22 protein-coding genes are annotated in these 26512 nt (G+C 67.3%); 14 read left to right on the top strand and 8 right to left on the bottom strand.

Annotated features, from left to right (window positions below; translation table 11 throughout):
- The first annotated feature begins 150 nt into the window (after window positions 1-150).
- From C7H84_RS02215 to C7H84_RS02195, 5 genes are all read left to right on the top strand, one after another.
- Window positions 151-822 (top strand): lysoplasmalogenase, encoded by a 672-nt coding sequence (locus C7H84_RS02215; protein ID WP_121857884.1) that lies wholly within the window; start codon window positions 151-153, stop codon window positions 820-822.
- A 246-nt stretch (window positions 823-1068) separates the two neighbouring features.
- Window positions 1069-2658, top strand: a complete 1590-nt coding sequence (locus C7H84_RS02210) for an NAD(P)/FAD-dependent oxidoreductase (RefSeq protein ID WP_121857203.1) — start codon at window positions 1069-1071, stop codon at window positions 2656-2658.
- 21 nt (window positions 2659-2679) lie between these two features.
- Entirely contained in the window at window positions 2680-3615 is a 936-nt protein-coding gene (locus C7H84_RS02205; RefSeq protein WP_121857202.1) for an SDR family NAD(P)-dependent oxidoreductase, read from the top strand.
- Window positions 3612-4517 (top strand): metal-dependent hydrolase, encoded by a 906-nt coding sequence (locus C7H84_RS02200; protein WP_121857201.1) that lies wholly within the window; start codon window positions 3612-3614, stop codon window positions 4515-4517. The genes C7H84_RS02205 and C7H84_RS02200 overlap by 4 nt, the downstream gene beginning before the upstream one ends.
- A 4-nt stretch (window positions 4518-4521) precedes the next feature.
- Window positions 4522-5502: an alpha/beta fold hydrolase gene (locus C7H84_RS02195; protein ID WP_121857200.1), complete on the top strand. Its 981-nt coding sequence runs from the start codon at window positions 4522-4524 to the stop codon at window positions 5500-5502.
- On the opposite strand, the gene C7H84_RS02190 is transcribed toward C7H84_RS02195, so the two are convergent.
- Window positions 5463-6017, bottom strand: coding sequence for a putative glycolipid-binding domain-containing protein (locus C7H84_RS02190; RefSeq protein WP_121857199.1), 555 nt, complete (start codon window positions 6015-6017; stop codon window positions 5463-5465). The two genes, C7H84_RS02195 and C7H84_RS02190, sit on opposite strands and share 40 nt — an antisense overlap.
- Window positions 6018-6102: 85 nt before the next feature.
- Window positions 6103-7647, bottom strand: coding sequence for a Fic family protein (locus C7H84_RS02185; protein WP_121857198.1), 1545 nt, complete (start codon window positions 7645-7647; stop codon window positions 6103-6105).
- 275 nt (window positions 7648-7922) lie between these two features.
- Between C7H84_RS02185 and C7H84_RS02180 the strand changes: the two genes are divergently transcribed.
- The 5 genes from C7H84_RS02180 to C7H84_RS02160 all read left to right on the top strand — a co-directional run bounded on the left by C7H84_RS02180 (window position 7923) and on the right by C7H84_RS02160 (window position 15172).
- The gene (locus tag C7H84_RS02180; RefSeq protein ID WP_121857197.1) at window positions 7923-8816 is read left to right on the top strand and encodes an urea transporter; all 894 of its coding nucleotides are present in this window, start codon (window positions 7923-7925) and stop codon (window positions 8814-8816) included.
- Entirely contained in the window at window positions 8791-9567 is a 777-nt protein-coding gene (locus C7H84_RS02175) for a class II aldolase/adducin family protein (RefSeq protein ID WP_121857196.1), read from the top strand. Before C7H84_RS02180 ends, C7H84_RS02175 begins: the two co-directional genes overlap by 26 nt.
- A 54-nt stretch (window positions 9568-9621) precedes the next feature.
- Window positions 9622-9810 (top strand): 4-oxalocrotonate tautomerase, encoded by a 189-nt coding sequence (locus C7H84_RS02170; RefSeq protein ID WP_014898956.1) that lies wholly within the window; start codon window positions 9622-9624, stop codon window positions 9808-9810.
- A gap of 105 nt (window positions 9811-9915) precedes the next feature.
- Window positions 9916-10062 (top strand): hypothetical protein, encoded by a 147-nt coding sequence (locus tag C7H84_RS02165; protein ID WP_240461945.1) that lies wholly within the window; start codon window positions 9916-9918, stop codon window positions 10060-10062.
- A 259-nt stretch (window positions 10063-10321) separates the two neighbouring features.
- Window positions 10322-15172, top strand: a complete 4851-nt coding sequence (locus tag C7H84_RS02160) for an NAD-glutamate dehydrogenase (RefSeq protein ID WP_121857195.1) — start codon at window positions 10322-10324, stop codon at window positions 15170-15172.
- A 123-nt stretch (window positions 15173-15295) separates the two neighbouring features.
- Here the strand turns inward: C7H84_RS02160 and C7H84_RS02155 are convergent, their stop codons facing one another.
- The 4 genes from C7H84_RS02155 to C7H84_RS02140 form a co-directional block, all read right to left on the bottom strand.
- Complete coding sequence (locus C7H84_RS02155; protein ID WP_121857194.1) at window positions 15296-16162, bottom strand: class I SAM-dependent methyltransferase; 867 nt, start codon at window positions 16160-16162, stop codon at window positions 15296-15298.
- A 143-nt stretch (window positions 16163-16305) separates the two neighbouring features.
- Complete coding sequence (locus tag C7H84_RS02150) at window positions 16306-17139, bottom strand: arylamine N-acetyltransferase (protein ID WP_121857193.1); 834 nt, start codon at window positions 17137-17139, stop codon at window positions 16306-16308.
- A gap of 166 nt (window positions 17140-17305) precedes the next feature.
- Window positions 17306-18004 (bottom strand): hypothetical protein, encoded by a 699-nt coding sequence (locus C7H84_RS02145; protein WP_121857192.1) that lies wholly within the window; start codon window positions 18002-18004, stop codon window positions 17306-17308.
- Window positions 18005-18253: 249 nt separating this feature from the next.
- Window positions 18254-19738, bottom strand: a complete 1485-nt coding sequence (locus C7H84_RS02140; RefSeq protein ID WP_121857191.1) for an amidase — start codon at window positions 19736-19738, stop codon at window positions 18254-18256.
- Window positions 19739-20123: 385 nt separating this feature from the next.
- Here C7H84_RS02140 and C7H84_RS02135 point away from each other — a divergent pair, with 385 nt between their 5' ends.
- From C7H84_RS02135 to C7H84_RS02120, 4 genes are all read left to right on the top strand, one after another.
- Window positions 20124-20558 carry a universal stress protein gene (locus tag C7H84_RS02135; protein WP_121857190.1) on the top strand — a complete coding sequence of 145 codons (435 nt, stop codon included), beginning with the start codon at window positions 20124-20126 and terminating at the stop codon, window positions 20556-20558.
- A 622-nt stretch (window positions 20559-21180) separates the two neighbouring features.
- Entirely contained in the window at window positions 21181-21429 is a 249-nt protein-coding gene (locus C7H84_RS02130) for an adhesin (protein WP_121857189.1), read from the top strand.
- A gap of 435 nt (window positions 21430-21864) precedes the next feature.
- Complete coding sequence (locus C7H84_RS02125) at window positions 21865-23151, top strand: Nramp family divalent metal transporter (RefSeq protein ID WP_121857188.1); 1287 nt, start codon at window positions 21865-21867, stop codon at window positions 23149-23151.
- Between the two features lie 102 nt (window positions 23152-23253).
- A complete protein-coding gene (locus C7H84_RS02120) occupies window positions 23254-24489 on the top strand; it encodes a DUF2252 family protein (protein WP_121857187.1) in 1236 nt (411 codons plus the stop codon).
- 69 nt (window positions 24490-24558) lie between these two features.
- Here the strand turns inward: C7H84_RS02120 and C7H84_RS02115 are convergent, their stop codons facing one another.
- The gene (locus C7H84_RS02115) at window positions 24559-24960 is read right to left on the bottom strand and encodes a PPC domain-containing DNA-binding protein (protein ID WP_121857186.1); all 402 of its coding nucleotides are present in this window, start codon (window positions 24958-24960) and stop codon (window positions 24559-24561) included.
- A 129-nt stretch (window positions 24961-25089) separates the two neighbouring features.
- Window positions 25090-26490: an MFS transporter gene (locus C7H84_RS02110; protein WP_121857185.1), complete on the bottom strand. Its 1401-nt coding sequence runs from the start codon at window positions 26488-26490 to the stop codon at window positions 25090-25092.
- Window positions 26491-26512 lie beyond the last annotated feature (22 nt).

Here is a 26512-nt window from a genome sequence, read left to right as displayed (position 1 = left end):
GGGCCCGGCGTTGCCCGCTTCACATCGCAGACAACGACCTAGAAGGATTCGCCGGTTTTCCCGCGCCCGTTCTTCCGGATAATGGCCTGCACCCGCGCCCCCGCCGGCGCGGCGTCCACCGCAGACAACAACAATCCGGAGACACCCGCGTTGATCGCCACACTTCCCGCCACCTACCGCCGGCTCTGGCCGCTCGCCGTCGCCGCCGCGCTGCTGTACGGACTGTCGCTCGCCGCCGCGCCCTATCCCGGCCAAGCCGCCGCGAAAGCCGCGATGGGCCTCCTGCTGCTCGCGGCCGGCAGCACCTGCGCGGCGCCGCGCGAACGCGCGTGGCTGTGCGCGGCGCTCGCCACCGCCGTGCTCGGCGACGTGCTGCTCGCACTGCCAGACTGGCCGCTGTCGTTCGTGCTCGGCCTCGGCGCGTTCGTGCTCACGCACCTGTGCTACTGCGCGATCTTCTTCCGTTGGCGCGCGCGGCCGCACGGCTGGCGCATCGTCGCGCTGATCGCGCTGTGGGTCGCCGCGCCGGCGTTCTACGCGGCGTTCCTTCCGCATCTGGGCGAGCTGCTCGTGCCCGTCGCCGTCTACCTGCTCGTGCTGTGCGCGATGGCGAGCTTCGCGCTCGCGGCCCGCACGCGCGGCCCGCTGGTCGCCGTCGGCAGCCTGATCTTCGTCGGCTCGGACACGCTGATCGGCGTCGGGCGCTTTCTCGGGGGCTTTCCCGGCATCGACTATCTGATCTGGGGCCTCTACGCGCTCGCGCAGGTCACGATCGTGGCCGGGGTTTTCCATGAGACGGCGGCCCGCACCATCCGTCCCTGATTGTGTTTCAAACAGGCCGTCGCGCGCGGGCGGCCTGAGCCCCTTTCTCTCGCGCCCTGCCGACGGCCGTTTCCGCGCATCCCGCAATGCGGAAGCCGCGCTGTTCCAAACCCCGCCCAGCCTTTTCCGGCGTGGCTTCCGGCCCTTAGAGCACCGCTTCTAGGCGCTTGCGGTTTCCAGGCTCACCCACTATCGTTACATCCAACAATGTAACATTCAAAAATGAGCCAAATCGGAGACACCCGGATGAATGCTCGCACGTTGCCTTTCGGCCCGCCCGGCCACGACGGCCCGGACGAAACCACCGACATCGCCATCATCGGCACCGGCTTCGCCGGTCTCGGGATGGCCATTCGCCTGCGGCAGACGGGCGTTACCGACTTCGTCGTCCTCGAGAAGGCCGCGTCGGTCGGCGGCACGTGGCGCGACAATCATTACCCCGGGTGTGCATGCGACGTGCAATCGCACGTCTATTCGTTCTCGTTCGCGCCGAATCCGCGCTGGACGCGCATGTTCGCGCCGCAGCCGGAAATCCGTGCGTACCTGGAAGACTGCGTGCAGCGCTTCGGCGTCGGCCCGCACCTGCGGTTGAACCACGAACTGCAGCGCGCCGAATACGACGAAGCCGCGCAACGCTGGCGCCTTACGTTCGCGAACGGCAAGCGGCTGTCGGCGCGCGTGCTGGTGTCGGGAATGGGCGGGCTGTCGCGTGCCGCGCTGACGGCGATTCCGGGCGTCGAGACCTTCAAGGGCCGCGCGTTCCATTCGCAGCAGTGGGATCACGACTACGCGCTCGAAGGCAAGCGCGTCGCGGTGATCGGTACCGGCGCGAGCGCGATCCAGTTCGTGCCGCAGATCGCCCCGCGCGTGAAGCAACTGGCGCTGTTCCAGCGCACGCCGCCGTGGATCATGCCGAAGCCCGACCGCAACCTGACGCGCTTCGAGAAATGGCTGTTCCGCACGCTCCCGTTCACGCAGAAGGCCGTGCGTAGCGGCATCTACTGGATGCTCGAATCGCGCGTGCTCGGCTTCGCGATCCATCCGTCGCTGATGAAGAACGTGCAGAAGCTCGCGCTGCGCCACATCCGCAAGCAGATACCCGACCCGGAACTGCGCAAGGTCGTGACCCCGAACTACACGCTCGGCTGCAAGCGCGTGCTGATCTCGAACGACTACTACCCGGCGCTGTCGCGCAAGAACGTCGACGTGATCACGACCGGCATCGACCATATCGAAGCCGACGCGGTCGTGACGACCGACGGCCGCCGCCATGAAGTCGACTGCCTGATCTACGGCACGGGCTTCCAGGTCGCCGATCCGTATCCGCGCGGCGCGATCATCGGCCGCGGCGGGCTCGACATCGTCGACGCGTGGCGCGACGGTGCGCATGCGTATCTCGGCACGACGCTGCCGGGCTACCCGAACTTCTTCATGATCGTCGGCCCGAACACGGGCCTCGGCCACAACTCGATGGTGTTCATGATCGAGTCGCAGATCGAATACATCCTCGGCGCGCTGCAGGCGATGCATCGCGAACGCGCGGAGGCGATCGAGGTGCGCCCGCTCGTCGAGGCGCAGTTCAACAACGACCTGCAGGGCAAGCTGAAGAAGGCGATCTGGTCGACGGGCGGCTGCAAGAGCTGGTATCTCGATCCGCGCACCGGCAAGAACACGACGCTGTGGCCGGGCTTCACGTGGCGCTTCCGCCAGGCGACCGCGCATTTCTCGATCGCCGACTACCACGCGTATCGCGCACCGCATCACGACACGAGCGCGCGGCCCGTCGCCGCGCCCGCCGCTGCCGCTTCCACGACCCGTTCCGCCGAAGCGGCCTGAGCCAGACAAGGAGCCAACGACATGAGAGATTTCGCCAACAAGGTCGCCGCGATCACCGGCGCAGGCTCGGGCATGGGCCGCTCGCTCGCGATCCAGCTCGCGCAGGCCGGCTGCCACGTGTCGCTCGCCGACAAGAACGGCGTCGGCCTCGCCGAAACCGAGCGGATCGTGCGCACGATCGCGCCGAAGGTGCGCGTGTCGACGCGCGTGCTCGACGTCGGCGACCGCGACGCGATGTTCGCGTGGGCCGACGACACCGCGCAGGAACACGGCAAGGTCAACCTGATCTTCAACAACGCGGGCGTCGCGCTGTCGAGCACGATCGAAGGGATGGAATACAGCGATCTCGAGTGGATCGTGAACATTAACTTCTGGGGCGTCGTGCACGGCACGAAGGCGTTCCTGCCGCACCTGAAAGCGAGCGGTGACGGTCACGTGATCAACACGTCGAGCATCTTCGGGATCTTCGCGCAGCCGGGGATGAGCGGCTATAACGCGACCAAGTTCGCGGTGCGCGGCTTCACCGAATCGCTGCGCCAGGAACTCGACATGATGAAGTGCGGCGTGTCGGCGACCTGCGTGCACCCGGGCGGCATCCGCACCAACATCGCGCAGTCGAGCCGGGTCGCGAAGAACATGGTCGGCTTCATCGTCGAGAGCGAGCAGCAAGGCAAGGACAGCTTCGAGAAATTCTTCATCACGACCGCCGACGACGCCGCGCGCACGATCCTCGCCGGCGTGCGCCGGAACAAGCGCCGCGTGCTGATCGGCCGCGATGCGAAGGCCGCGGACTGGATGGCGCGCGTGCTGCCGGCCGCGTACCAGGCGCTCGTCGTGCTCGCGACGCGGCGCGAGGCCGCGAAGGCGCGCCGCGCGGCCGCCCGCTACGGCGCGCCGGCCGCAGCCCCGCTGCAAGCAACGTACAACAACGCAGGCAATCAGGGAGAACAATCATGACGACACCGCAAATGATGCCGGTGCGGCGCGACATCCGTTTCGCGCTGCCGCCCGAACGCGCGAAGGACTGGCACGTGCAGGGCGTGCCGGTCACGCACTTCATGAACGCGCTGTCGCTGCTGTTCCCGGCCGGCGAGCGCTTCTTCATGGATTCCGTGCGCAACTACCGCGACCGCATCGAGGATCCGGAACTGAAGAAGCAGGTGCTCGGCTTCATCGGCCAGGAAGCGATGCACACGCGCGAGCACATCGAGTACAACGACCTGCTGCAGTCGGCCGGCCTGCCCGCGCACAAGCTCGACAAGCGGCTGTGGACGATCCTCGGCTTCTTCAAGAAGACCCTGCCGCATTCGATGCAGCTCGCGATCACGATCGCGCTCGAGCACTACACGGCGATCCTCGCGAACCAGCTGCTGTCGGGCCACGAGCACCGGATCGACGGCTCGGTCGAAGGCTATCAGCAGATGTGGATGTGGCACGCGATGGAGGAAACCGAGCACAAGGCGGTGTCGTACGACGTATGGAACGCCGTGGTGAAGCCGGGTATCGGCAGCTATCTGCTGCGCACCAGCACGATGCTGCTGACGACCGTGATGTTCTGGACGATCGTGTTCGACTTCCATGTGCGGCTGATGCTGTCGCATCGTCGCCGGCACGGCCGGTTCGGCGGCATGTGGCGTCTCGTGAAGTATCTGTACAGCCCGCGGACCGGCGTGTTCCCGAGCATCGCGCGCGAATGGCTCGACTATTTCCGGCCGGGCTTCCATCCGTGGGACCACGACAACCATCAGTACCTGCAGGGGCTCGACACGCTGCTCGCGAACATCGACGCGACCAACGCGCGCCATGCGGCGCAGGCTGCGCCGCGCCGCGTGCCGCTGCATCCGGTTCCGCAGGCATGACGCCATGGCGCGCGCAGACGAGATGCTGACCGTCCATTCCGGCGACGTGAAACTCGCCGTCTATGTCAACGGCCCGCGGCGCGCGCCGCCGCTGATTCTCGTGCATGGCTATCCCGATTCGGCGGCGGTGTGGGCGCCGGTCCGCGCGCGGCTCGCGAAACGCTACCGCGTGATCGCGTACGACGTGCGCGGCGCCGGTGCGTCCGATGCGCCGCGCCGCCGCGCGGACTACGCGCTCGCGCGGCTCGCCGACGATTTGAAGGCCGTCGCCGACGCCACCTGCGGCAACCGGCCGTTTCATCTGGTCGGTCACGACTGGGGGTCGATCCAGTGCTGGGAGGCCGTGACCGATCCGGCATTTTGCGGCCGCATCGCGTCGTACACGTCGATCTCGGGGCCCTGCCTCGATCACGTGTTCCGCGCGAAGATGCGGCTCAAACAGAGCCTGAAGTCGTGGTACATCGCGTTCTTCCACCTGCCGGTCGTGCCGTCGCTGGTCTGGCGACTCGGCGGCGCCGCGCTGTGGCCGCGCTGGGTGCAGTTCACCGAGCACGTACGGCCCGAGCGCGATCCCGCGCAATTGAAGAACGCGCTGAACGGGCTGCAGCTTTACCGCGCGAATTTTGTCGCGCGGGCGAGAAAGCCGCGCGAACGCTATGCGCAGGCGCCGGTGCAGATCCTCGTGCCGGTGCGCGATCGCTATGTGACGCCGGAGATGTCGGTCGGTCTCGAGCGCTGGCTCGGCGAGCACGTGCGCGAGGAAATCGATGGTTCGCACTGGGTCGTGGTGCGCAATCCGGCGCTGATCGCGGCGCGGATCGACCGGTTTGCGGCCGCGCATGAAAGGCCGGCGGTCGCGGGAGGTCCGGCAGCGGCGGCGGCAGTACCCGCGGCCGCTGCCGTGCGAGCGGGAGCCGGAGCCGGCGCAGGAGCAGGACCGGCGGTTCAGCGCAGCGGCGGCAGGCGCCTGAACAGCGTTTCGTAGTCAATCACGAGCCCGTCATCGTCGATGTCCATCTCCGCCGTGAAATTCCGGAAGATGCCTTCGTAGCGATAGCGGCGGCCGGGCTCGATGCACGCGTACGCCTGCTTGACCGGCGTGACGGTCAGGTCCGGCGTCGCGATGTACGCGACGTCGATCGGCCGCCGCTCGCCACGCGCGAGGCCGAGGCGGCCGATCGGCAGCGAATTCGTGAACGGCGTCGCCGCGATGTCGATGTCGATGCAGCCGTCAAGCTTCGGCAGCGCGCGGCCTGAACCGTCGCGCCAGTGCCCGGCCCCGTCGCCATGCAGTTCGAGCGTGCCGCCGCCCATCGCCCTGAGCACCGCGTACTTCACCCGCCACTGCGGATCGCACTCGACCCGGTAGGCAAGCCCATACGCGCGGCCGTAGCGTTGGCCGACCACGGCGCTTTCGACGACGATGCCGGAATCACTCCGGTCGAACGTCAGATGTTCGATTCCGTCGCCCTCGAGCGACGCCCAGCGCAGTTCTCGCATGGTTCCTCCTCGTTGCCCAATGCCGGGGCATCGTCGCACAAATCCCGAGTATCCAGAATGCCACCGTCGACGAGTCCTGCCCGCGTTACTCGTGTTTGACGTTTATGTCCGGCTCCTCAAATGCAGAGCGGATCGCTTCCACGACTCGCGCTGCTCTGCGTTCATCCTCGAGTTGCGGATACTGCTGTTTGAGCTTGCGAGAGATTTTCCAGCCGTTTTCCCTGACGGAGCGAATGATCCGGTCTGCATCCGGGTTCGGCATCTCCACCACTTCCTTGAGTCGCTCCTGGGCGAGTTGAAAGATGACCAACGTCCTGGCCTCATCGGCCATTTCGGTGCGAATCGTGTGCTCGACGACTCGCGCGGTATACAGGACGTGAGCCGTCAAATCTGGATAGCGCCAGACGAAGCGTGCATCTTCATAGCTGTCGAAATCGAAGTTGCTGCGCGTTCCGTCGTCATAGGTCACAAGTTCTCCGAACCGATAGGACGTTGCGTAGCGCCGCATAACGCAGCGGGAGAACGCCTCGAGCGTGCGATCGTATCCGGCACGAAACTCCGTCGAACTCGTGATGGTTGCCGAGATCGGCAATATCACGCCATCCGGCACCGCCTTGTCCCGCACCAGTGAGTCATTGATCAAGAAGCGATGAATCCGGCCGTTGCCGTCACGCATGGGATGGACATAAACGAAGCCGAACGCCAACGCAGCGGCACGTGCCAGCGGCTCGGCGCCGCGAGTTGCTGCCTCGAATTCGCCGAGCCCCGCAAGCATCGGCGTCACGTCTTCGAATGCCGGGGCAATGTAATGCACGATGTTCTCGCGCATCGTAGCCTGCCCCACGAAGGCGGGTGAACGCCGCACCCCCAAGCCAAACGCGTCGTGGCCCAGAATGCCGGCTTGCAGCGTATGCAGGCTTGAGGCGCTTAGTGGAGCGTCGATACGGCCGCAGTATTGCGCGATGACGTGCGCAAATCGCTGAATGCGATCCGCCTGATCCACCTCTTTCTCGATGAGAAAGCTTGCACGCGACTCCTTGAATGTCAGCCAACTGGCTGTCCGCATCAAGATGTCCGGCCCGAAGACGCGGTCCAACTCGCTCAATGCCGCGCTCAAATCAAACTTCAGGGCTTCCTGAACTGCCGCGGTTCGGCGAACCAGCGGGCAAAACGCACGCGTACCCGGCAAGTTGTCGTACAGCCGCCAACGGCGATTTCGAAGTGGCTCTATGCGGGTAAGGTATTCAGTTGAAGAAATCGCATTGACATAGCCGCCATTCGTCACGTCCGGTACGTCCAGACGCTGGCCTGTCAGCCATTCATACAAGAAACCCGTGCGTCGAGCGTATTGGCCCAACGGAGCGCTCCGGCACCAGCGTTCAATAGGTTCCGGTCCAACGACGGCAAACAAGCGAGCAAAAAACTCGAAGTGAAGCTCTTCATACTTCAGTCCGAACTCAAAATGACCCGCAAAGTCGTCAGTGGGCCGATAGGTGAGCGAATACCGGTTCTCTACCTGATCGTCGTTTTCGCGGCTTGCACGTGTGCTGCCAACGATCGAATCGACACGCAGCGGCTGCGCCAGCGTAATGTCGTAGCGAGCAGCCAGAGCCTTGAAACCGACTTGCATCGATAAATCTCCTAACAAGACCTCAAAAACACTAACAATTCTCCGATCCTACACGAAAACGCTAACGCATTAGCTTGAGCACGAAAACGATAGCAACGGTGCGAATTTGTTAAGAAACTGCGTCAAGCGAGCGAAAACGTTAACGGACGCCCCGATCGACCCTCTCTCCGCCCCAATTCGGGGCACCCGCCACAAATCCTGACTATCCAGAATTCCCTATTTCGGTGCATGGGATTGTGTCCTATGCTCGCGGCTCGTCCAGTTCCGCCGCCGCCATGCCTACCGCCCGCCCTGCCTCGCCGTCGATCGACCTGCGCATCCTGCTGCGCAGCATCGGACAGATCGTGCTGCAGCCGAACGCGTTCACCGGCGCGATGCTGGTCGCCGCCCTCGCGCTGACCGACCTGCGGCTCGCGTGCGCGGCGCTCGTCGGCGCGGCCGCGGCCAATCTGACCGCGGTGCTGACCGGCGCGGCGCGCCGCGACGTCGAACAAGGGCTGCACGGCTTCAACGGCGCGCTCGCCGCGCTGGTAGCGGTGCTGTTCGCCCCCGCGCCGGTCGCCGCGCTCGTGCTGGTGCCGCTCGCCGCGACCGGCGCCGCACTCGTGCAGCGTGCAATGCGCTCGCCGCTCGCGAAATGGCGCCAGTGCTCATATTCGAGCCCATGCCTCGCGGCGACCGCGGCGTGGCTGCCGTTTGTCGCAGTGCAGCACGCAAGCGGCGCTGCGCAGGGCGCAACGTTCTCGCTGGAATCGTTCGCCGCCGCGCTACTATCGGGCGTCGCCCAAACCACCTTCGCGCAAGGCGCATGGGGCGGCGCGCTGATCGTCGCCGGCATCGCGCTCGCGTCCCGCCGCGCGGCCGCATTCGCGCTCGGCGGTGCGACCGTGTCGACCGTGCTGCTGATCGCGCTCGGCGCAAGCGGCGCCGCCTTGGCCGACGGCCTGCTCGGCTTCAACGGCGCACTCGCCGCGCTCGCGCTGATGTCGCGCGGCGCGCGTGCAGCGCTCGCGGCGGCCGCACTGGCCGCGCTGATCCAGTGGCTCGCGATGCAGGCGGGCATCGTCGCGCTCACCGCGCCGTTCGCGCTCGCGTCGTGGATCACGGTGGCCGTCGCGCGCCGCCTTACCCTCGGAGAACCCGATGTCGTCATTCGCACACCGTCCTGACACCGTGAAGCCCGCCGGCCCGATCTCGGACGCCGAGCGCCGCCTGCGCGTCGATCTCGCCGCCGCCTATCGCCTCGTCGCGCTGAACGGCTGGGACGACCTGATCTACACGCATCTGTCCGCGACGGTGCCCGGCGAGCCCGGCCATTTCCTGATCAACCCGTTCGGCCTCACGTTCGACGAGGTCCGTGCATCGAATCTCGTGAAGATCGACCTCGCCGGCAACCGGATCGGCGACGGCGAACACGCGGTCAACGTGACCGGTTTCGCGCTGCATGCGGCCGTGCATGCCGCGCGGCCGGACGCCGTTTGCGTGATGCATCTGCACAATACGGCCGGCATCGCCGTGTCGATCCAGCGCGACGGGCTGCTGCCCGCGTCGCAGCACGCGCTGCGGTTTCACGGCGATCTCGCGTATCACGACTACGAAGCGCTCGCGTTCTCGCCGGCCGAAGGCGCGCGGCTGACCGCGAGCCTCGGCGCGAAATCGGCGATGCTGCTGCGCAACCACGGCACGCTGACGGTCGGCCGGACGGTGGCCGAGGCGTATGTGCTGATGGATACGCTGATCAAGGCGTGCGACATCCAGGTGCGCGCACAGGCGGGCGGCGGACCGCTCGTGGTGCCCGAGCCGGCCATCGCCGACCGTACTGCCGAGCAATTGCGCGACGGCGGCGCGATCGAGGGCGAACTGGAATGGCCGGCGCTGCTGCGCCGTCTCGACCGGATCGATCCGTCGTATCGCGACTGACGCTGCCGGCGTGCCGGCGAATTTCCTCACCCTCAACCCTCGGAGCATCCAGTCATGCCGACTTTCAATATCCAGTTGTTCGAAGGCCGCACGGTCGAACAGAAGCGCGCATTCGTCGAAGCAATCACGCGTGTCACCTGCGAGACGCTCGGCTGCGACCCGGGCTCGGTCGATATCATTCTTGCCGACGTGAAGAAGGAGAACTGGGCGACGGCCGGCAAGCTGTGGAGCGACGAACGCTGACACCGGCCGCTTCGGCACCGGCGCAACCTGCCGGGCGAAACGCGCTCGAACTGCGGTGACACCCGCACGAACGTGACGCGCGCGGCGCGTCTCTACGGAGACCGCATGATCGACGACACGCGGATCGCCGCCGCACCGAACGACATGATCCTGTCGGCGGGCGCGCAACTGGATAAAACGCTTCGGGCGGTCGACGAGACTGCCTGCGACACGAGTTCGTCGCGTATCGCGAATTCGTGTCGCAGTTGCTGACCACGCCGCTGCTCGACTTCATGAACCCGCTGTACGCGCGCCCCCCGACCTGAAGCCGCCCGACCTCACCTGACCCAACCGCGCAACGCCGGGAAAACCCGTTGCGCGCAGCCCGCTGCGCGCGCCCGCTGCATGCGCCGGTTGCACGCCGCGCCGTTGTGCGCCCGCACATCGCGCCGTCACGCAATCGGCGCATCAATCGGCGCATAATGCCGAACACACACGAAGCAGCCAATGGCCACCCGACCAGGAGACCGCCATGGAAGCGAAGAACGAGGAAGTCGTCGCACACCTGCTCTCCGATGTCGTCGAATTCGCGCGCGCTCGCCTGCCCGAAGCCACGTTTAGGATCGTCGAACCGTTCCTGCATCATTACTACGATTTCGTCGACGCCGACGATCTGCAAAACCGCAGCATCGCCGACCTCTACGGCGCCGCGATGGCGCACTGGCAGACCGCCCAGAAGTTCGTGCCCGGCAGCGAGCGGCTGCGCGTGTACAACCCGATCCTGGAGCAGCACGGCTGGCACTCGGACCACACGGTGATCGAGATCGTCAACGACGACATGCCGTTCCTCGTCGACTCGGTGACGATGGCCGTCAACCGCCTCGGGCTCGCACTGCACTCCGCGCTGCACCCGGTGTTTCGCATCTGGCGCGGCAGCGACGGCGGCATCGAGCGCGTCGAGGCCGGCGGCGCAACGCCCGGCGATAGCCACTCGCAACTTGCATCGTTCATCCATTTCGAAGTCGACCGCTGCGGCGACGCCGCGCTGCTCGACACGCTGCGCGACGACATCGCACGGGTGCTGCGCGACGTACGCGCATCGGTCGAGGACTGGCCGAAGATCGTCGACATCGCCCGCGCGACGATCAAGGACATGAAAGCCCGCGAATCAACCGCGGAAGACATCGAGGCGCGCGCGTTCCTCGAATGGATGCTCGCCGATCACTTCACGTTCCTCGGCCAGCGCGACTACTCGCTGGTATCGGACGGCCCGGGCTTCGGGCTGCGCGGCGTCGAAGGCTCCGGCTTCGGGCTGCTGCGCGAAGCGCTGCGCCCGCCCGGCGCGCCGGACGTGACGCCGCTGCCACCGGCCGCCGCCGAGATCATCACCGGCCCCTGGCCGATCTTCGTGACCAAGGCCAACTCGCGCGCGACCGTGCACCGGCCCGGCTACCTCGACTACGTCGGCGTGAAGCTGGTCGGCGCCGACGGCAAGATCGCCGGCGAGCGCCGCTTCATCGGGCTCTACACGTCGACTGCCTATTTCGGTTCGTACACCGAGATTCCGATCGTGCGCCGCAAGTGCGCGAACATCGTGCAGCGCGCGGGCTTCCTGCCGAAGGGGCATCTCGGCAAGTCGCTGGTGACGGTGCTCGAAACCTATCCGCGCGACGAATTGTTCCAGGCCGACGAAGACCAGCTCTACGACATTGCGCTCGGCATCCTGCGCCTGCAGGAACACCAGCGCACGCGCCTGTTCGTGCGGCGCGACCGCTTCGACCGCTTCGTGTCGTGTCTCGTGTTCGTGCCGCGCGACAAGTACAACACCGACCTGCGCCGCCGCATCGCGAAGCTGCTCGTCGACGCATACAACGGCGTGAACGTCGAATTCACGCCGCTGCTGTCGGAGTCGGCGATCGCGCGGATTCATTTCGTCGTCCATGCCGAACCGGGCACGATGCCCGACGTCGACACGCGCGAGCTCGAAACGCGACTCGTGCAGGTCGCGCGCCGCTGGCAGGACGATCTCGCCGATGCGCTGCTCGACGCGTTCGGCGAGGAGCAAGGCAACCGCCTGCTGCAGCGCTATGCGGACTCGTTCCCGGCCGGCTATCGCGACGACTATCCGGCGCGCACGGCCGTGCGCGACATCGAGCTGATCGAGCGCGTGAAGGAATCGGGCCAGCTCGCAATGAACCTGTACCGCCCGATCGAGGCCGAGGCGCGCGCGTTCCGTTTCAAGGTGTATCGCGCGGGCGATCCGATCGCGTTGTCGCGCAGCCTGCCGATGCTGGAGCATCTCGGCGTGCGCGTCGACGAGGAGCGGCCGTACCGGATCCAGACGCAGGACGCCGCGCACGCATGGGTACACGACTTCGGGCTGGAACTGGCCGACGACACCGAGTTCGACATCGAGCGCGTGAAGGGCCTGTTCGAGGACGCGTTCGACCGGATCTGGAGCGGGCGGATCGAGAACGACGACTTCAACCGCCTCGTGCTGCGCGCGCACCTTAGCGCGCGCGAGGTCACGATCCTGCGTGCGTATGCGAAATACCTGCGGCAGGTCGGCTCGACGTTCAGCGACGCGTACATCGAGCGCGCGCTGACCGGCAACCCGGCGATCGCGCGACAGCTCGTCGAACTGTTCCTGCTGCGCTTCGACCCGGCCACGGGCGGAACCGGCGGCACACGCGACGTGCAGACCGAACATCTGCTGAAGGCGATCGAGGCGGCGCTCGACCAGGTGCCGAATCTCGACGAGGACCGGATCCTGCGCCAGTTCCTCGGCGTGATCAATGCGACCGAACGCACCAACTATTTCCTGCGCGATGCGAACGGCGACTCGAAACCGTATCTGTCGTTCAAGTTCAATCCGGCAAAGGTGCCCGGCCTGCCCGAACCGAAGCCGATGTTCGAGATCTGGGTGTACTCGCCGCGCGTCGAGGGCGTGCATCTGCGCGGCGGACGCGTCGCGCGCGGCGGCCTGCGCTGGTCCGACCGGCGCGAGGATTTCCGCACCGAGGTGCTCGGGCTGATGAAGGCGCAGATGGTGAAGAACGTCGTGATCGTGCCGGTCGGCTCGAAAGGCGGCTTCGTCGTGAAGAACCCGCCGCCGCCGAGCGATCGCGAAGCGTGGATGCGCGAAGGCATCGCGTGCTACCAGACGTTCCTGCGCGGGCTGCTCGACCTGACCGACAATCTCGCCGGCAATGCGATCGTGCCGCCGCCCGACGTGGTGCGGCACGACCCCGACGATCCGTACCTCGTCGTCGCCGCCGACAAGGGCACGGCCACCTTCTCCGACTACGCGAACGCGATCTCGCACGAATACGGCTTCTGGCTCGACGACGCGTTCGCGTCCGGCGGCTCGGTCGGCTACGACCACAAGAAGATGGCGATCACCGCGCGCGGCGCATGGGAATCGGTGAAGCGGCATTTCCGCGAGATGGGCGTCGATACGCAGACGACCGACTTCACCGTGGTCGGCGTCGGCGACATGTCCGGCGACGTGTTCGGCAACGGGATGCTGCTGTCGCCGCATATCCGGCTCGTCGCGGCGTTCGATCACCGGCACGTGTTCCTCGATCCGAACCCCGATCCGGCGGCGAGCTTCGCGGAGCGCCAGCGGATGTTCGCGCTCGAACGCTCGAGCTGGGCCGACTACGATCCATCGGTGATCTCGGCGGGCGGCGGCGTCTATCCGCGCACCGCGAAGACGATCCCGCTGTCGCCGGCCGTGCAGGCCGTGCTCGGCATCGACGCGCATGCGCTGCCGCCGACCGAGCTGATCCGCGCGATCCTGCAGGCACCCGTCGACCTGCTGTACAACGGCGGCATCGGCACTTACGTGAAGGCCGCGCGCGAAACGCATCAGCAGGTCGGCGATCGCGCGAACGACGCGGTGCGCGTGAACGGCGCGGACCTGCGCTGCAAGGTGGTCGGCGAAGGCGGCAATCTCGGCTGCACGCAGTTCGGCCGCATCGAGTTCGCGCAGCGCGGCGGCCGCATCAACACCGACGCGATCGACAACTCGGCCGGCGTCGATTGTTCGGATCACGAAGTCAATATCAAGATCCTGCTCGGGCTGGTGGTCAGCGACGGCGAGATGACCGAGAAGCAGCGCAACGCGCTGCTCGCGGAAATGACCGACGAAGTCGGGCTGCTGGTGCTGCGCGACAACTACTATCAGACGCAGGCGCTGTCGATCGCCGGCCGCTACAGCGTCGAGCTGCTCGACGCGGAGGCGCGCCTGATGCGCTGGCTCGAACGCGCGGGCCGCCTGAACCGCGTGATCGAGTTCCTGCCGACCGACGACGAGATCGCCGAACGGCAGGCCGCGAAACAGGGCCTCACGTCGCCTGAGCGCGCGGTCCTGCTCGCGTACAGCAAGATGTGGCTGTACGACGCGCTGCTCGAAACCGACGTGCCGGAGGATCCGCTCGTCGCCGCGATGCTGGTCGACTATTTCCCGAAGCCGCTGCAACAGCGCTTCAGCGAACCGATGCAGCGCCACCCGCTGCGCCGCGAGATCCTCGCGACGCACCTGACCAACGCGCTCGTCAACCGGGTCGGCTGCGCATTCGTGCATCGGCTGATGGAGGAAACCGACGCGAAGCCGGGCGACATCGTGCGCGCCTGCATCATGGCGCGCGACGTGTTCGATCTCGATGCGGTGTGGCGCGACATCGACGCGCTCGACAACCGCGTTGCCGACGACGTGCAGGCGCGCATGTTCGTCGACGTCGCGCGGCTGCTGGAGCGCGCGGCGCTGTGGTTCCTGCGCCACCTGCAGTCGGGCGCGGTGGCCGACGGCGGCGTCGGCGGATTGATCGCGCGCTGCCGCGACGCGGTGCAGCGCATCGCGCCGCAACTGCCGTCGCTGCTGCCGGCCGGCGATCTCGAAGCGTTGTCCGAGCGGCAGCGCGTGCTGGTCGATGCCGGCGTCGACAGCGCGCTCGCGGCACGCGTCGCGAGCGGCGACATCTCGGCCGCGCTGCTCGACATCGCCGAAGTGGCGGCGACCTGCGACCGCAGCCTCGAACTCGTCGCGGGCGTGTACTTCTCGCTCGGCACGCTGCTGAACTACGGCTGGATCGGCGAGCGCGCGGCCACGCTGCCGACGCCGACGCACTGGGACATGCTGGCGCGCGCGGCAGCGCTCGCGGAAGTCGCGCGGCTCAAGCGCACGCTGGCCACCAGCGCGCTCGCGGAATCGGCCGATTCAACCGCGCCGGAGGGCATCGTCCACGCGTGGCGCGAACGCCGCGAAGCGGCGCTGCAGCGCTACGAGCATCTGCTCGCCGACCTGCGCGCGTCGGGCGGCGCGAGCCTGGCAGTGCTGCTCGTGGTCGTGCGCGAGATGGCCGTGCTCGAACGCGCGTGATGCGTGACCGGTGTGACCGCGGCGTCACGCGGTCGCAACTCGCCACGTTTGCGCATTGTTCAGCGGAGGCCGGCCGTCAATGTGATCGGCCGGCGTGATTGGTGGTCGATGCGCGTCAAAGCGCTACACCGTCGCGACCAGCAGCTCTTCCGCGTTGCTCGGCGGACGCAGGCCGTCGGTCCGATCGGCGAAGTAGCGGCGCGTGAGTTCCGCTGCCGACACGTGCTCGGCCTGCGTAAAGCCCGCTTCCGTCGCGAGCGCGCGGATCTCGGCCGGCATGAAGAAGCTGATGAACGGCGTACCGCTCGCACGTGCGCCCTTCGCGGCCATTTCGAGCCCGGGGCGCACATCCGGATCGGCCTGCTCGAGCGGCAGCAGGAACGTCATTGCGAACGTCGACCCCGGCGCGAGCGCCGCGACTTCGCGCATGGCCGCCGAGTTCGCTTCGCGCGTCAGATACATGCTGACGCCGGTGGACACCACGACCGCCGGTTTGCCCGCATCGAAGCCCGCGGCGACGAGCGCGTCGCGCCACGACTGCTTCTGCTCGAAATCCACCGGCACGAAGCGCAGCCAGTCCGGCACGCCGAAGCCGAGCTCGGTCAAACGCCGGCGCTTCCACGCCTGCGGCGCCGGCGGGTCGACTTCGAACACGGTCAAGCGCACCGCCATCTCGGGCCGGCGCTGCACGAAGCTGTCGAGGCCCGCGCCGAGGATCACGTACTGGGCCACGCCCTGCGCGGCCTGCTCGACGACGAGATCCTCGATGAAGCGCGCCCGCGCGACGATCGACGCGCGAAACGGCCGCGTGAACTGCGGATCCATGTCGCCGCGCTGCTGCCAGCCGGGTTCCGGCGCGAGCAGTTGCAGGCCGACTTCGTCGGCGAGCACATGCGGCGGTGCATCGAGCTCGACGTGCAGCGCACGCCACAGCGCGACGCGCGCGGCGGTGCTGTCGGGGGCGTCCTGATCCTGGCGGTTATCGGTCATCGCCGTAGCCTCGCATGCTGGCAAAAAGCAAAAGTCAATCGGGGAACCGGAGTCGGTGGCGCGGCGTGCAGCAGACGTCAACGCCCGCCCGTCCCGCCGCACCACCGCTTGCACCACCGCTTGCACCACCGCTTGCACCACCCTCACATCGTATTCGCCCGCGCCGCGACCCGCGCGAACAGCGCGTCGAGATCGAAGCCGGTCGTGTCGATGCCGATCGTGTCGCGCAGGCACGCGCCCCACTCAGCCGCGTCGTCGAACGTGACGGTGCGCCCGGCCCCCGCCGCGTCGCGCAGCGTCAGCACGGTGTTGAACAGCGCCGCGCGGCCGTCCGGCAGTACGCGGCATGCGATCAGATCGTTCACGAAGATCGATTCGGGATAGGTCGACGTGAACCAGTTCGCGGCGTCGTAATCGATCCACTCGGCCGGCTTCAGCGAGAAGCGATAGGTGGTGTGCCAGCCGTCGGGGATCTCGAACTGCATGTCGAACTCGCCGTCGGCCGGTGCGTCGACGACGCGAAACGCACCGTGCGGCGTCGATTGCCGCTCGCCCGGCACGAAGCGCAGCGGCGCGGTGAGCGTTGCGCTGCCGAAGCCAATGTCCGCAAGCCACGTCGCGCCGTCGAGATCGATGCGCAGCAGCATGTGCGTCTGCGCGGTGACGACTTCGGGCGGCCGCATCCAGCGCACGCGCGCGATCAGCGGCGTCACGCGAAAGCCGATCGTCGTGAGCGCCGTATAGAACAACTTGTTGAGTTCGAAGCAGTAGCCGCCGCGTCGGCGCCCGATCACCTTGTCGACGATCGCGGGCAGGTCGAGCGCGACCCGCGCGCCGGTCAGCGGGTTGAGATTTTCGAATGGAATCGCCTGCGGGTGCAGCAGATGCAGTCGCCGCAGCACGTCGAGCGTCGGCTCGGCCGGGCCGTCGTAGCCGATGCGGGCGAAGTAGCGCGGGAGGTCGAACGAGTCAATCATGTACCGGCACCGAGAACGGGAACACGTCACGATAGCATCGAGCGAAATCCCCATGTTGCGCAGGGTCTGTTCATGCCGCTAACGGGCTTGCGCTGGTCGCCCACCCCAAGCCATCCCGGATCGCCGGCTGCGCTGCCGGCACCGCCAGCGCGCGGGTCCGGCCACGTTACGGCAGCAGCTTCAGCGCGGACGATGCGACCGACGGCACCGAAATGCCCTGGCTCGTCGCGAACTGTACGGCCTGGCTGAGCGTCGACGCCAGTGACTGCAACTGGCCCGGCGCGCTTTGCGCGATATACGACGCAGCCTGCATGTTCTGCGGATTCAGCCCCGCTTGCAGCAGCGACGCGGCGCTCGTCGAACCGAGACTGCCGAGCCCCGATTGCAGTTGCGAATACTGCGTGAGGCCCTGCCCGAGCGATGCGAGGCCGTTGCTGAACGCCTGCTTGTCGATCGGGCCGTGCGTCGCGCCGCCGCTCGCGAAAGCCTGGCCGAGCGCCTGCGACACCGACTGCTGCGCGCCGCCCATCTGCGACAGCGCGGCCGGCGTCAGCGCATTGCCGCCGCCGAGCAGGCTCGCGGCCTGCTGTGCCTGCCCGGCCGCGCCGGTGAGCCCCATCGCCGACGCGAGCGACGACTGGCCGGTCAGCACCTGCTGGTTCGCGCCGACATACGCCTGCATCAGCTGCGCGACGCCGCCCTGCGACGGCGCGGTCTGCTGCTGTTGTTGCCCTCCGCCGAGCAGCGCCGATCCGATCGACTGCAGGTCGAGCTGCGCCTGCGCGGTGCCGTTCACGCCAAGCAGGATGCCGAATGCGATGCTAACGGATGCGAGGTGCTTGCCCGTCGCGCGAATGTGCTTCATCTGTTTGCCTCGTGCCTGGATTATCGAGGCCAATATTGTCGAAGCGCGCCGCGCGCGGCCGCAACGACTGAAACACCTCGAAACGAAATCGCACGCGACGGCCGCTTGCAATTGCGGCGCGGCGGCGCGTCATCGCGCGCATTCCTTCGGGTATGCAGCGCCATGTCGGGCATGCAGCAGGATTCGTTCCGCTTCCGCATCAATACCCGTTTGTATCCGGCGTCCGGAACCGACGCCGCGGCGCGCGCGTTACGCAGCCATCCAGCCTGGCAGCCGCTGGCCGACCCAGTCGGCCGCCTGCTCGTAGCCGCGCGCGAGCTGCAGCACGGCGAGATCCGCGCGCGGCCGGCCGATCAGCTGCATCCCCATCGGCAGCCCGGCGTCGTTGAAGCCGACCGGCACGCTGATCACCGGGCAGCCGGCCAGCGTCCACGGCACGACCGTTTCCATCCACCGATGGTAGGTGTCCATCGCGCGGCCCGCGATTTCCTTCGGCCAGCGCTGCTCGACGTCGAACGGGAACACCTGCGCGGTCGGCGCCGCGATGAAGTCGTAGCGATCGAAGAAGCTCAGCACGGCCTGGTGCCACGCGGTGCGCTCGACGCTCGCGTCGAACACCGCGGCGGCCTGCATCGCGAGCAGCCCTTCGACCTCGTAGATCGCCTCGGGCTTCAGCAGCGCGCGCCGTGTCGGGTCGCGATAGTGTGCGAGCAGGCCGCCGCCCGACAGCAGGTGCCGATGCGTGAGCCACAGACGCCAGATTCGCTCGGGCGCGAAGGCTGGCAGCGCGGCGTCGACGTCGCAGCCGATCTCGCGCAGCGTCGCAAGGCCCTTTTCGCACTGCGCGAGCACGCCCGGCTCGGTCGCGAGGTAGCCGTTCCAGTCGCCGACCCATGCGATGCGCTCGCCGCGCAGATCCTTGTCGAGCGGCTTCGTGAACACGGCCGGATCCTCCGCGAGCGACAGCGGATCGTTCGGGTCGTAGCCGGCCTGGATCGCGAGCAACTGCGCGACGTCGCCGACCGTGCGGCCCATCGGCCCTTCGATGCCGAGCTGCTGCATGTACACGTCGACGCCCGGCCAGCGCGGCACGCGACCCTGCGACGGACGCATGCCGTAGATGTTGCAGAACGCGGCCGGATTGCGCAGCGAGCCGCCGAAGTCGCTGCCGTCGGCGACGGGCAGCATCCGCGACGCCAGCGCCGCGGCCGTGCCGCCGCTGCTGCCGCCCGCGCTCTTCGTCAGGTCGTACGGATTGCGCGTCGCGCCGTGCACCTCGTTGAACGTGTGCGAGCCGAGGCCGAACTCCGGTGTGTTGGTCTTGCCGATGAAGATCGCGCCGGCTGCGCGCATGCGCGCGACGCCGACCGAATCGGCCTGCGGCACGTTATCGCGGAAGATCGGCGAGCCGTAGGTCGTGCGCAGCCCTTTCGTCATCGCGAGATCCTTCGGCGCCTGCGGGATTCCGTGCAGCCAGCCGTGATACTCGCCGCGAGCGAGCGCGGCGTCCTTTTCCGCGGCTTCGGCGAGCAGCGTCGCGCGATCGCGCAGCGAGACCAGCGCGTTCACCGCGCCGTTCACGCGCTCGATGTGATCGAGATACGCACGCATCGTATCGACGCACGACACCGCCTTGCTGCGGATCGCCGACGCGAGTTCGCCCGCGGACAGGCGCACGATCGGGTCGACGGTGATGGAAGCGGGAGCGAGAACCTGCGGGGCGCCGTGCGGCATGCGGAGTCTCCTGGAATCGGTATGGAAGGTGGCGGCCCGCGTGATGGCGGCGGGCCGTCCGCGCAGGCTCGAGAGGCCGCCGGGCGGGGCCGCGCCGCGGCCGATGCTCTACTCTACGCGACGCCGAATCGCCGACCTCCGATATTTTGCGCCGCGATTCATTAAGGAACCGACTAAATCGGCGTCGCGCCGCCGGGTCGCGCGCCCGCGGCCCGGCCCATAGATGAAAACGTTTATGCGCATAAACTTAAATTTCTTATATTTTTAATAAGCGCAGCAAGACGGTGGACGTTGACGACATTTTTACGCGCTCGCCCGATTTCTTTAGCGCGCGCGATCCGGCGGAACGCTACGCTGCAACCATCTCGTCTCCGGGGCATTCTCCATGCTCAAGCTGCTGGTTCCGGTCGGCCATTCTCCCCGCTCGCTTCAGGCGATCCGCCATGCGACGTTCCTGTACCGCGAGCACTGCGCGTCGGAAATTGTGCTGATCAATGTGCAGGCGCCGCTCGAAGCAACGCGCGTCGAGGCGTTTCATTCGCTGTCGCGGTTGCGCTCGATCGAAGACAGGTTCGCGTGCGATGACCTCGCGATGGCCGAGCGAATGCTGCAGGAAGCCGGCGTGCGGTACAGCGTCGTGAAGAAGGTCGGGCCGGTGGCCGACACGATCGCGGCGGTCGCGGCGGAGACAGGCTGCGACGAAATCGTCGTCGTCGCGCCGCGGCTCGGCCCGTTGCACGGGCTGCTGTCGATGTTCGGGCGCAGCGTGATGAACCGGCTCGTGCGTATTTCCAATGTGCCGGTGACGGCGGTGCGATAAGCACGGCGCCCGTGTTGCCGTCGGTGGTTAGCCTGCCACGCGTAACGCTCGATCGCCACGCGAGCGGCGACGCGCGCGAGCCCGATCACGGTGGTGTGGCAATGCTGCCGCGTCGACGCATCTCCTTCCGGACGACACGCGACGGTTCCTCCGCGAGGCAGTGCTTACTTGATGACCTTGCGCCAGAACACGAGGTAAGTCGCCAACGACGATGCGCCCAGCAAAATCACCCACAGCGGCGCCATGCTGATCAGGACCGAAGAGACATTAAGCATTTGGATTCCTCACTATTTCGACAGCGATGATCAGCACGTATCTGCTGCGTTCGAAGCCGCTGCGCCCATCGCTTGCCGCGCATCGCGTTCCGTAAGACATGCGTTCATGCTATCGCTCTGAGCGCCGGCGCGACCGTCTCGCCCTGCCCGCAACCTGACATTCGTCAAACTCGCGTCAATCGCTCGCCGGAAGCGGCCGGCGACCGGCGCTTCTCGTCGTTCGCCCGGTAAAAAACGGGACGCTATCAGTTCGGCTCGCCGTCATTTCAGCAGACGTTTACCGGGGGAAGCCCCAAGTGCCTCGCCAATCGTGTCCGCGTTACGCTTGAGCGACGAGGAGACGAACCATGAGACGAGTCGTACACATCGCTTTTTTTGCGCTGCTGGTCTATCTGATCGGCGATCGGGCGCTGCTGCACGCACAAGGCCGCGACGCCAGCCCGACGGCCTGCTCGCAGCGCGCCGAGCAGGTGAAATACGATGCGCTCGGCAAGGGCTTCGGCAGCGCAGCCGCCGACAGCCAGAGCGAGGCGTTCATGTCCGGCTGCCTGGTGACCGGGCGCGGCACTCCGGACGTCGCGACGGCCGCGCGCTGAGCCGCAACGTGCACCGCGCCGGTCGCGTTCATAGCGCGCCGCACGGCGAGAGGGTCGTCGCCGGCGCTTCCCGAACTTTCGGCTTCGCACCGCCTGCATTGACGCGCCGGTAGACGCAGTACACGCCCCGTGCGGCGCGCGCCGCAACCCGTGAGCGGTCGCGGCGGCGCGTCGAGCACATCAAACGCGTCGTAGCGATGGCGAGTTGCGAGTGACGCGAAGGGTCCCGCAACGTCGTTCGCTGCCGCCGTCCGGTCGCCCTTCCTGACGAGCACGCCGACCGCTCCCCCCGCTTGCCCCACGGCCACACCAGCACCCCATCGTGTTGCACCGCGCGCCCCCGTAGGACGAAACGTGCCGCGCCCCTGCGCACCCGCTCCGCCGCTCAGGCACGCCATTTGCGACTCCATTGCCCCTCCCCCACGGGTCGCGATCATGAACGACAACGAGTCCCTCGATACCGAGCAGCATCGTCCGCGTGCGGCAAACTGGCTTCGACGCCTCGGGCCGGGCCTCGTCACCGGTGCCGCCGACGACGATCCGTCCGGCATCGGCACGTACTCGCAGGCGGGCGCGCAGTTCGGCTTCGAACTGCTCTGGTCGCTGCTGCTGACCTATCCGCTGATGACGGCCATCCAGCTGGTCAGCGCGCGCATCGGCCGCGTGACGGGCAAGGGCCTCGCATCGAACATGCGCACGCACTATCCGCCGTGGCTGCTTTACGTCACCGTCGTGCTGCTGATCGTCGCCAACGTGATCAACATCGCCGCCGACCTGTCGGCGATGGGCGCGGCGGTCAAACTGCTGCTGCACGGTCCGCAGGAGCTCTATGTCGTGTGCCTCGGCGGTGTGTCGGCGATGCTGCAGATTTTCGTGCCGTACGAACGCTACGCGCGGCTGCTCAAATGGACCGCGCTCGTCCTGCTCGCGTACGTCGCGGTCGCGCTCATCGTGCCCATCCAGTGGGGCGAGGTCGGCCGTGCGATCGTGCGGCCGCATTTCCAGTTGACCGCCGCTTACCTGACCACGGTCATCGCCGTGCTCGGCACCACGATCAGTCCGTACCTGTTCTTCTGGCAGGCGTCGCAGGAAGTGGAAGAACTGCGCGCGGCGCCGGACCAGCACTCGTTGCGGCGCGCGCCTCACCAGGCGCCCGCGCAGCTGCGCCGGATCAACTTCGATACCTGGGTCGGGATGGGCGTATCGAACATCATTGCGTTCTTCATCACGCTGACGGCAGCGGCTACGCTCAACCTGCATCACATCGACGTGAAGACGTCCGCCGATGCCGCGAAGGCGCTCGAGCCGATCGGCGGCCACTTCGCATACGTGCTGTTCGCGCTCGGGATCATCGGCACCGGCCTGCTCGCGTTGCCCGTGCTCGCGGGCTCGGCCGCCTACGCGGCTGCGGGCACCTTCCGCTGGCGCAACAGTCTCGCGCTGCAATTCGGCGTCGCGCGCGAATTCTATGCGGTCATCGCGCTGGCGATCATCGGCGGCGTCGCGATCACGTTCATGCATTTCGATCCGATCCGCGCGCTCTACTGGAGTGCCGTCATCAACGGCGTGACCGCCGTCCCGATCATGGTGGTGATGATGCTGATGGCCGGCAGCCGGCGCATCATGGGGGAATTCGCCGTCACGGGCACGCTGGCATGGGGCGGCTGGCTCGCGACGCTCGCGATGGCGGTCGCGGCGCTGGGCGTGTTCGTGCCGGGTTGACCGTCATCGCGCTGCCGCGCGCCGGCACCCCGCCGGGCCACCGCGCCGCGTCCGAGCCATCACACCCGGAATACCTGCCGCGGTTCACAAGGAGAACGCATCGTGGCCAAGAAATCATCAGGATCGTCACGGCTGCCTGACAGCGACCAGCGCGCGCACATTCTCGCGACGCTGCGCAGCCGCAAGATGGCGCGCTCGATCCACACCTATACGCGCGGCAGCGCCGAGCGCTTTTACGCGTGGCTGGCCGACCATCGCTCGGGCACCGTGCCCGACGGCCCCCCGATCTGGATCGGCGGCGACTGCCATCTCGGCAATCTGGGGCCGGTCGCGGCGAAAACGGGCGAAGTCGCCGTGCAGATTCGCGATCTCGACCAGAGCGTGATCGGCAATCCCGTTCACGACGTGCTGCGGCTCGGCGTCTCGCTCGCGACCGCGGCGCGCAGCTCCGATCTGCCCGGCGTCATCACGTGGCGGATGATCGAAGCGCTCATCGACGGATACGAGCAGGCATTCGACCCGCGGCACCGTGCCGAAACCAGCCACATGCAACGCCCGGCCGCGATCAAGATCGCGATGAAGGCCGCGCTGAACCGGTCATGGCGCAAGCTCGACCGCCAGACGATCCGCAACGGCACGCCGCGCATCCCGCTGGGCAAACGCTTCTGGCCGCTGTCCGAACCGGAGCGCAGCGCTATCCACGCGCTGTTCGAATCCGCACCGGTTTCCCCGATCGGCGCAGCACTCAGCCGCGCAGCACGCACCGACGCCAAAATGAAGGTGCTCGACGCCGCCTATTGGGTGAAGGGCTGCAGCTCGCTCGGCCGGCGCCGCTTCGCGGTCATGCTCGATATCGATGACGCGTGTTCCGACGGGCATCCGCCCTATCTGATCGACATCAAGGAGGCCGCGGCCGCCAAGGCGCCGAAGCATCCCGGCGTGCGCATGCCGCGCGACCCCGCCCAACGGGTGCTCGAAGGCGCGCGGCATGTATCGCCGATGCTGGGAAGCCGGATGTGCGCGGCACGGCTCGACGGGCGCCCCGTCGTCATGCGCGAACTGATGCCGCAGGATCTGAAACTGGAAGCGGAACGGCTGTCGGAGGCCGATGCGGTCGAAGTCGCGCGCTATCTCGCGCTGGTGATCGGCCACGCGCACGCCGCGCAGATGGACAATGCGACCCAACGTGCGTGGCGCGCCGAGTTGCGTCGGCAACACCCGAAGACGGTCGACGCGCCGTCATGGCTGTGGCGAAGCATCATCGAACTGATGGCCGCGCATGAGGAGGCGTATCTCGAACATTGCCGCCGTCATGTGCTCGGCAAGACGGTCCGCTGAACCGTCGCCATCGATCGTTCGCGGTTGCGACAGGTGCGCCGTTCATGCATGAGAACGCTCCGCACGAAGTCAGTCTGCCGCCGGCCGAATCACCAGCTCGTTGAAGCCGGTGCCCGCATCGGGCTCACGGGAGAAACGATGCGCGGGCAACGACACGAGCAGGATCTCGGCGGTCGTGCGCACCACGCAGCCCCTCGCGACGTGGCCTCCCGACACGTGGCCGTGCGCGTCGGACACGGACATATGCAGGTGCGCGCCGTCCGGCGCGACCGAACCGGCCAGCGTCAGGATCTCGAGGTCGCCGCGCAGTTCGGTCGGGGCGTCGACGCCCGCATAGCGCAACTGCGCGACGTCGAGGCTGCCGATGCCCTGGATCACGAAGGCCGCATGCGCGTCGAGCCGATGCAACGCTTGCTCGATCGACGCACGCAGGTCGTCGCCGGGGGAAAGACGGAGAGGATGGGCTTGCATGGTCGATCACCTGCTGGTGGGGGCCGGGTATCGACCAAGAGTACGTTCGGCGCCGCAATCCGGCAAGCCGCCTGACGGATCGAACGCCGCGCCTGCCACAAGGGCAACACGCGGCGTTCCGATCCGTGCTTACGCCTCGAGCGCCTCGAGCACCTTCCCCTTCGTCTCGATCCCGACGAAGTGCACGGTCAGCGCCGCGATCAGCGGCACGATGCCGATCAGGTAGAACGCCGGCGCGAGGTTGCCGCCGATGATCGCGTGCGGCACGATCATCGGTGCGGCGAACGATGCGATCTTCAGCCACGCACTGCCGAGGCCGCAGCCGGACGCGCGGATGCTGGTCGGATACTGCTCCGGCGTATAGACGTACGCGGTGATGAAGCCCGACGCCATCAGCCCGAGCGACAGCGAGCAGAACACCGCGACGACATACACCGACGATGCGTGATAGATGCCCGCAAGCGCCAGCGACAGCGCGCACAGCACGAACGACCACACGATCACCGGCTTGCGGCCGAGCTTGTCGACCAGCAGCGCCGACGCGAGCGAACCGAGCACGCCCATCACCGAGCCGATCACCGCGAGGTTCAGCGCGAGTTGCAGCGGTGCGTGATAGAAGTTCTTGTAGATCGTCGGCAGCCACGTCGACAGCCCGTACTGGATGAACCCGCAGGTCGCCCACAGTGTCGCCACCGCGAGCGTGCGCTTGCGATACGCGGCGCTGAACAGGTCGCTCATCCGCCGCTTCGGATGCTGGCGCACCATCTCGTCGTACGCCGCGACCTGCGTGACCGCCGGCAGCTCGCCGCGCACCGATGCTTCGAACACGCTCACCGCGCGCCCCGCTTCCGGCAGCCGTCCGCGCGACGCGAGCCAGCGCGGCGATTCCGGCACGAGACGCGTGAGCACCAGCGCGAGGATCAACGGCAGCCCGCCGACGAAGTACATGATCTCCCAGCCGAACCGCGGCACGAGCCATGCACCGAGCGCCATCGACACCAGCAGGCCGATCGGAAACACGATCTCGTACAGCAGCACGAAGCGGCCGCGGCCGTGCGCACGCGTGATTTCGTTGATGTACGTCGCGGCAACCGGCAGTTCGCCGCCAAGGCCAAGGCCCTGCAGGATCCGCAGCAGCACGAAAATCTCGAACGTCGGCGCGAAGCCGCACGCGATGCTGGTGATGCCGATCACGGCGGAGCTCCACGCGATCGCCTTCACGCGGCCATGCTTCTCCGCGAGCGCGGGAAACAGGAACGCGCCGATCAGTTGCCCGATCGCGCCGGACGCGATCAGCATGCCGATCTGTGTCGGCGACAGTCCCCATTTGTGAATGAGCAGCGGCAGCGTCGCCGCGATCGTGATCACGTCGAAGCCGTCGAAGAACGTCGCGGTGCCGATCAGCACGCGCGCGCGGATCTGCATCGCGTTGACCGGAAGCCGCTCGAGCCGCGCGATGATCGCGCCGGGCGTGGAAGCGGCAGCTTCCATCGTGGCCCTGCCGGCCACGACGTTGTCGAAAGTGCTCATGCGGGGTGTCTCCTGGATCTGT

Origin of the sequence: Burkholderia sp. Nafp2/4-1b (assembly GCF_003635165.1) — a bacterium.
Lineage (GTDB): Bacteria > Pseudomonadota > Gammaproteobacteria > Burkholderiales > Burkholderiaceae > Burkholderia.
The sequence above is the reverse complement of the archived record's forward strand: the minus strand, read 5'-3'. Positions and strand labels throughout refer to the sequence as shown.

Coding starts and splice junctions, on each gene's coding strand:
- C7H84_RS02210 (WP_121857203.1), top strand. CDS start 1,069: ATGAATGCTCGCACGTTGCCTTTCGGCCCGCCCGGCCACGACGGCCCG.
- C7H84_RS02205 (WP_121857202.1), top strand. CDS start 2,680: ATGAGAGATTTCGCCAACAAGGTCGCCGCGATCACCGGCGCAGGCTCG.
- C7H84_RS02200 (WP_121857201.1), top strand. CDS start 3,612: ATGACGACACCGCAAATGATGCCGGTGCGGCGCGACATCCGTTTCGCG.
- C7H84_RS02195 (WP_121857200.1), top strand. CDS start 4,522: ATGGCGCGCGCAGACGAGATGCTGACCGTCCATTCCGGCGACGTGAAA.
- C7H84_RS02190 (WP_121857199.1), bottom strand. CDS start 6,017: ATGCGAGAACTGCGCTGGGCGTCGCTCGAGGGCGACGGAATCGAACAT.
- C7H84_RS02185 (WP_121857198.1), bottom strand. CDS start 7,647: ATGCAAGTCGGTTTCAAGGCTCTGGCTGCTCGCTACGACATTACGCTG.
- C7H84_RS02180 (WP_121857197.1), top strand. CDS start 7,923: ATGCCTACCGCCCGCCCTGCCTCGCCGTCGATCGACCTGCGCATCCTG.
- C7H84_RS02175 (WP_121857196.1), top strand. CDS start 8,791: ATGTCGTCATTCGCACACCGTCCTGACACCGTGAAGCCCGCCGGCCCG.
- C7H84_RS02170 (WP_014898956.1), top strand. CDS start 9,622: ATGCCGACTTTCAATATCCAGTTGTTCGAAGGCCGCACGGTCGAACAG.
- C7H84_RS02165 (WP_240461945.1), top strand. CDS start 9,916: ATGATCGACGACACGCGGATCGCCGCCGCACCGAACGACATGATCCTG.
- C7H84_RS02160 (WP_121857195.1), top strand. CDS start 10,322: ATGGAAGCGAAGAACGAGGAAGTCGTCGCACACCTGCTCTCCGATGTC.
- C7H84_RS02155 (WP_121857194.1), bottom strand. CDS start 16,162: ATGACCGATAACCGCCAGGATCAGGACGCCCCCGACAGCACCGCCGCG.
- C7H84_RS02150 (WP_121857193.1), bottom strand. CDS start 17,139: ATGATTGACTCGTTCGACCTCCCGCGCTACTTCGCCCGCATCGGCTAC.
- C7H84_RS02145 (WP_121857192.1), bottom strand. CDS start 18,004: ATGAAGCACATTCGCGCGACGGGCAAGCACCTCGCATCCGTTAGCATC.
- C7H84_RS02140 (WP_121857191.1), bottom strand. CDS start 19,738: ATGCCGCACGGCGCCCCGCAGGTTCTCGCTCCCGCTTCCATCACCGTC.
- C7H84_RS02135 (WP_121857190.1), top strand. CDS start 20,124: ATGCTCAAGCTGCTGGTTCCGGTCGGCCATTCTCCCCGCTCGCTTCAG.
- C7H84_RS02130 (WP_121857189.1), top strand. CDS start 21,181: ATGAGACGAGTCGTACACATCGCTTTTTTTGCGCTGCTGGTCTATCTG.
- C7H84_RS02125 (WP_121857188.1), top strand. CDS start 21,865: ATGAACGACAACGAGTCCCTCGATACCGAGCAGCATCGTCCGCGTGCG.
- C7H84_RS02115 (WP_121857186.1), bottom strand. CDS start 24,960: ATGCAAGCCCATCCTCTCCGTCTTTCCCCCGGCGACGACCTGCGTGCG.
- C7H84_RS02110 (WP_121857185.1), bottom strand. CDS start 26,490: ATGAGCACTTTCGACAACGTCGTGGCCGGCAGGGCCACGATGGAAGCT.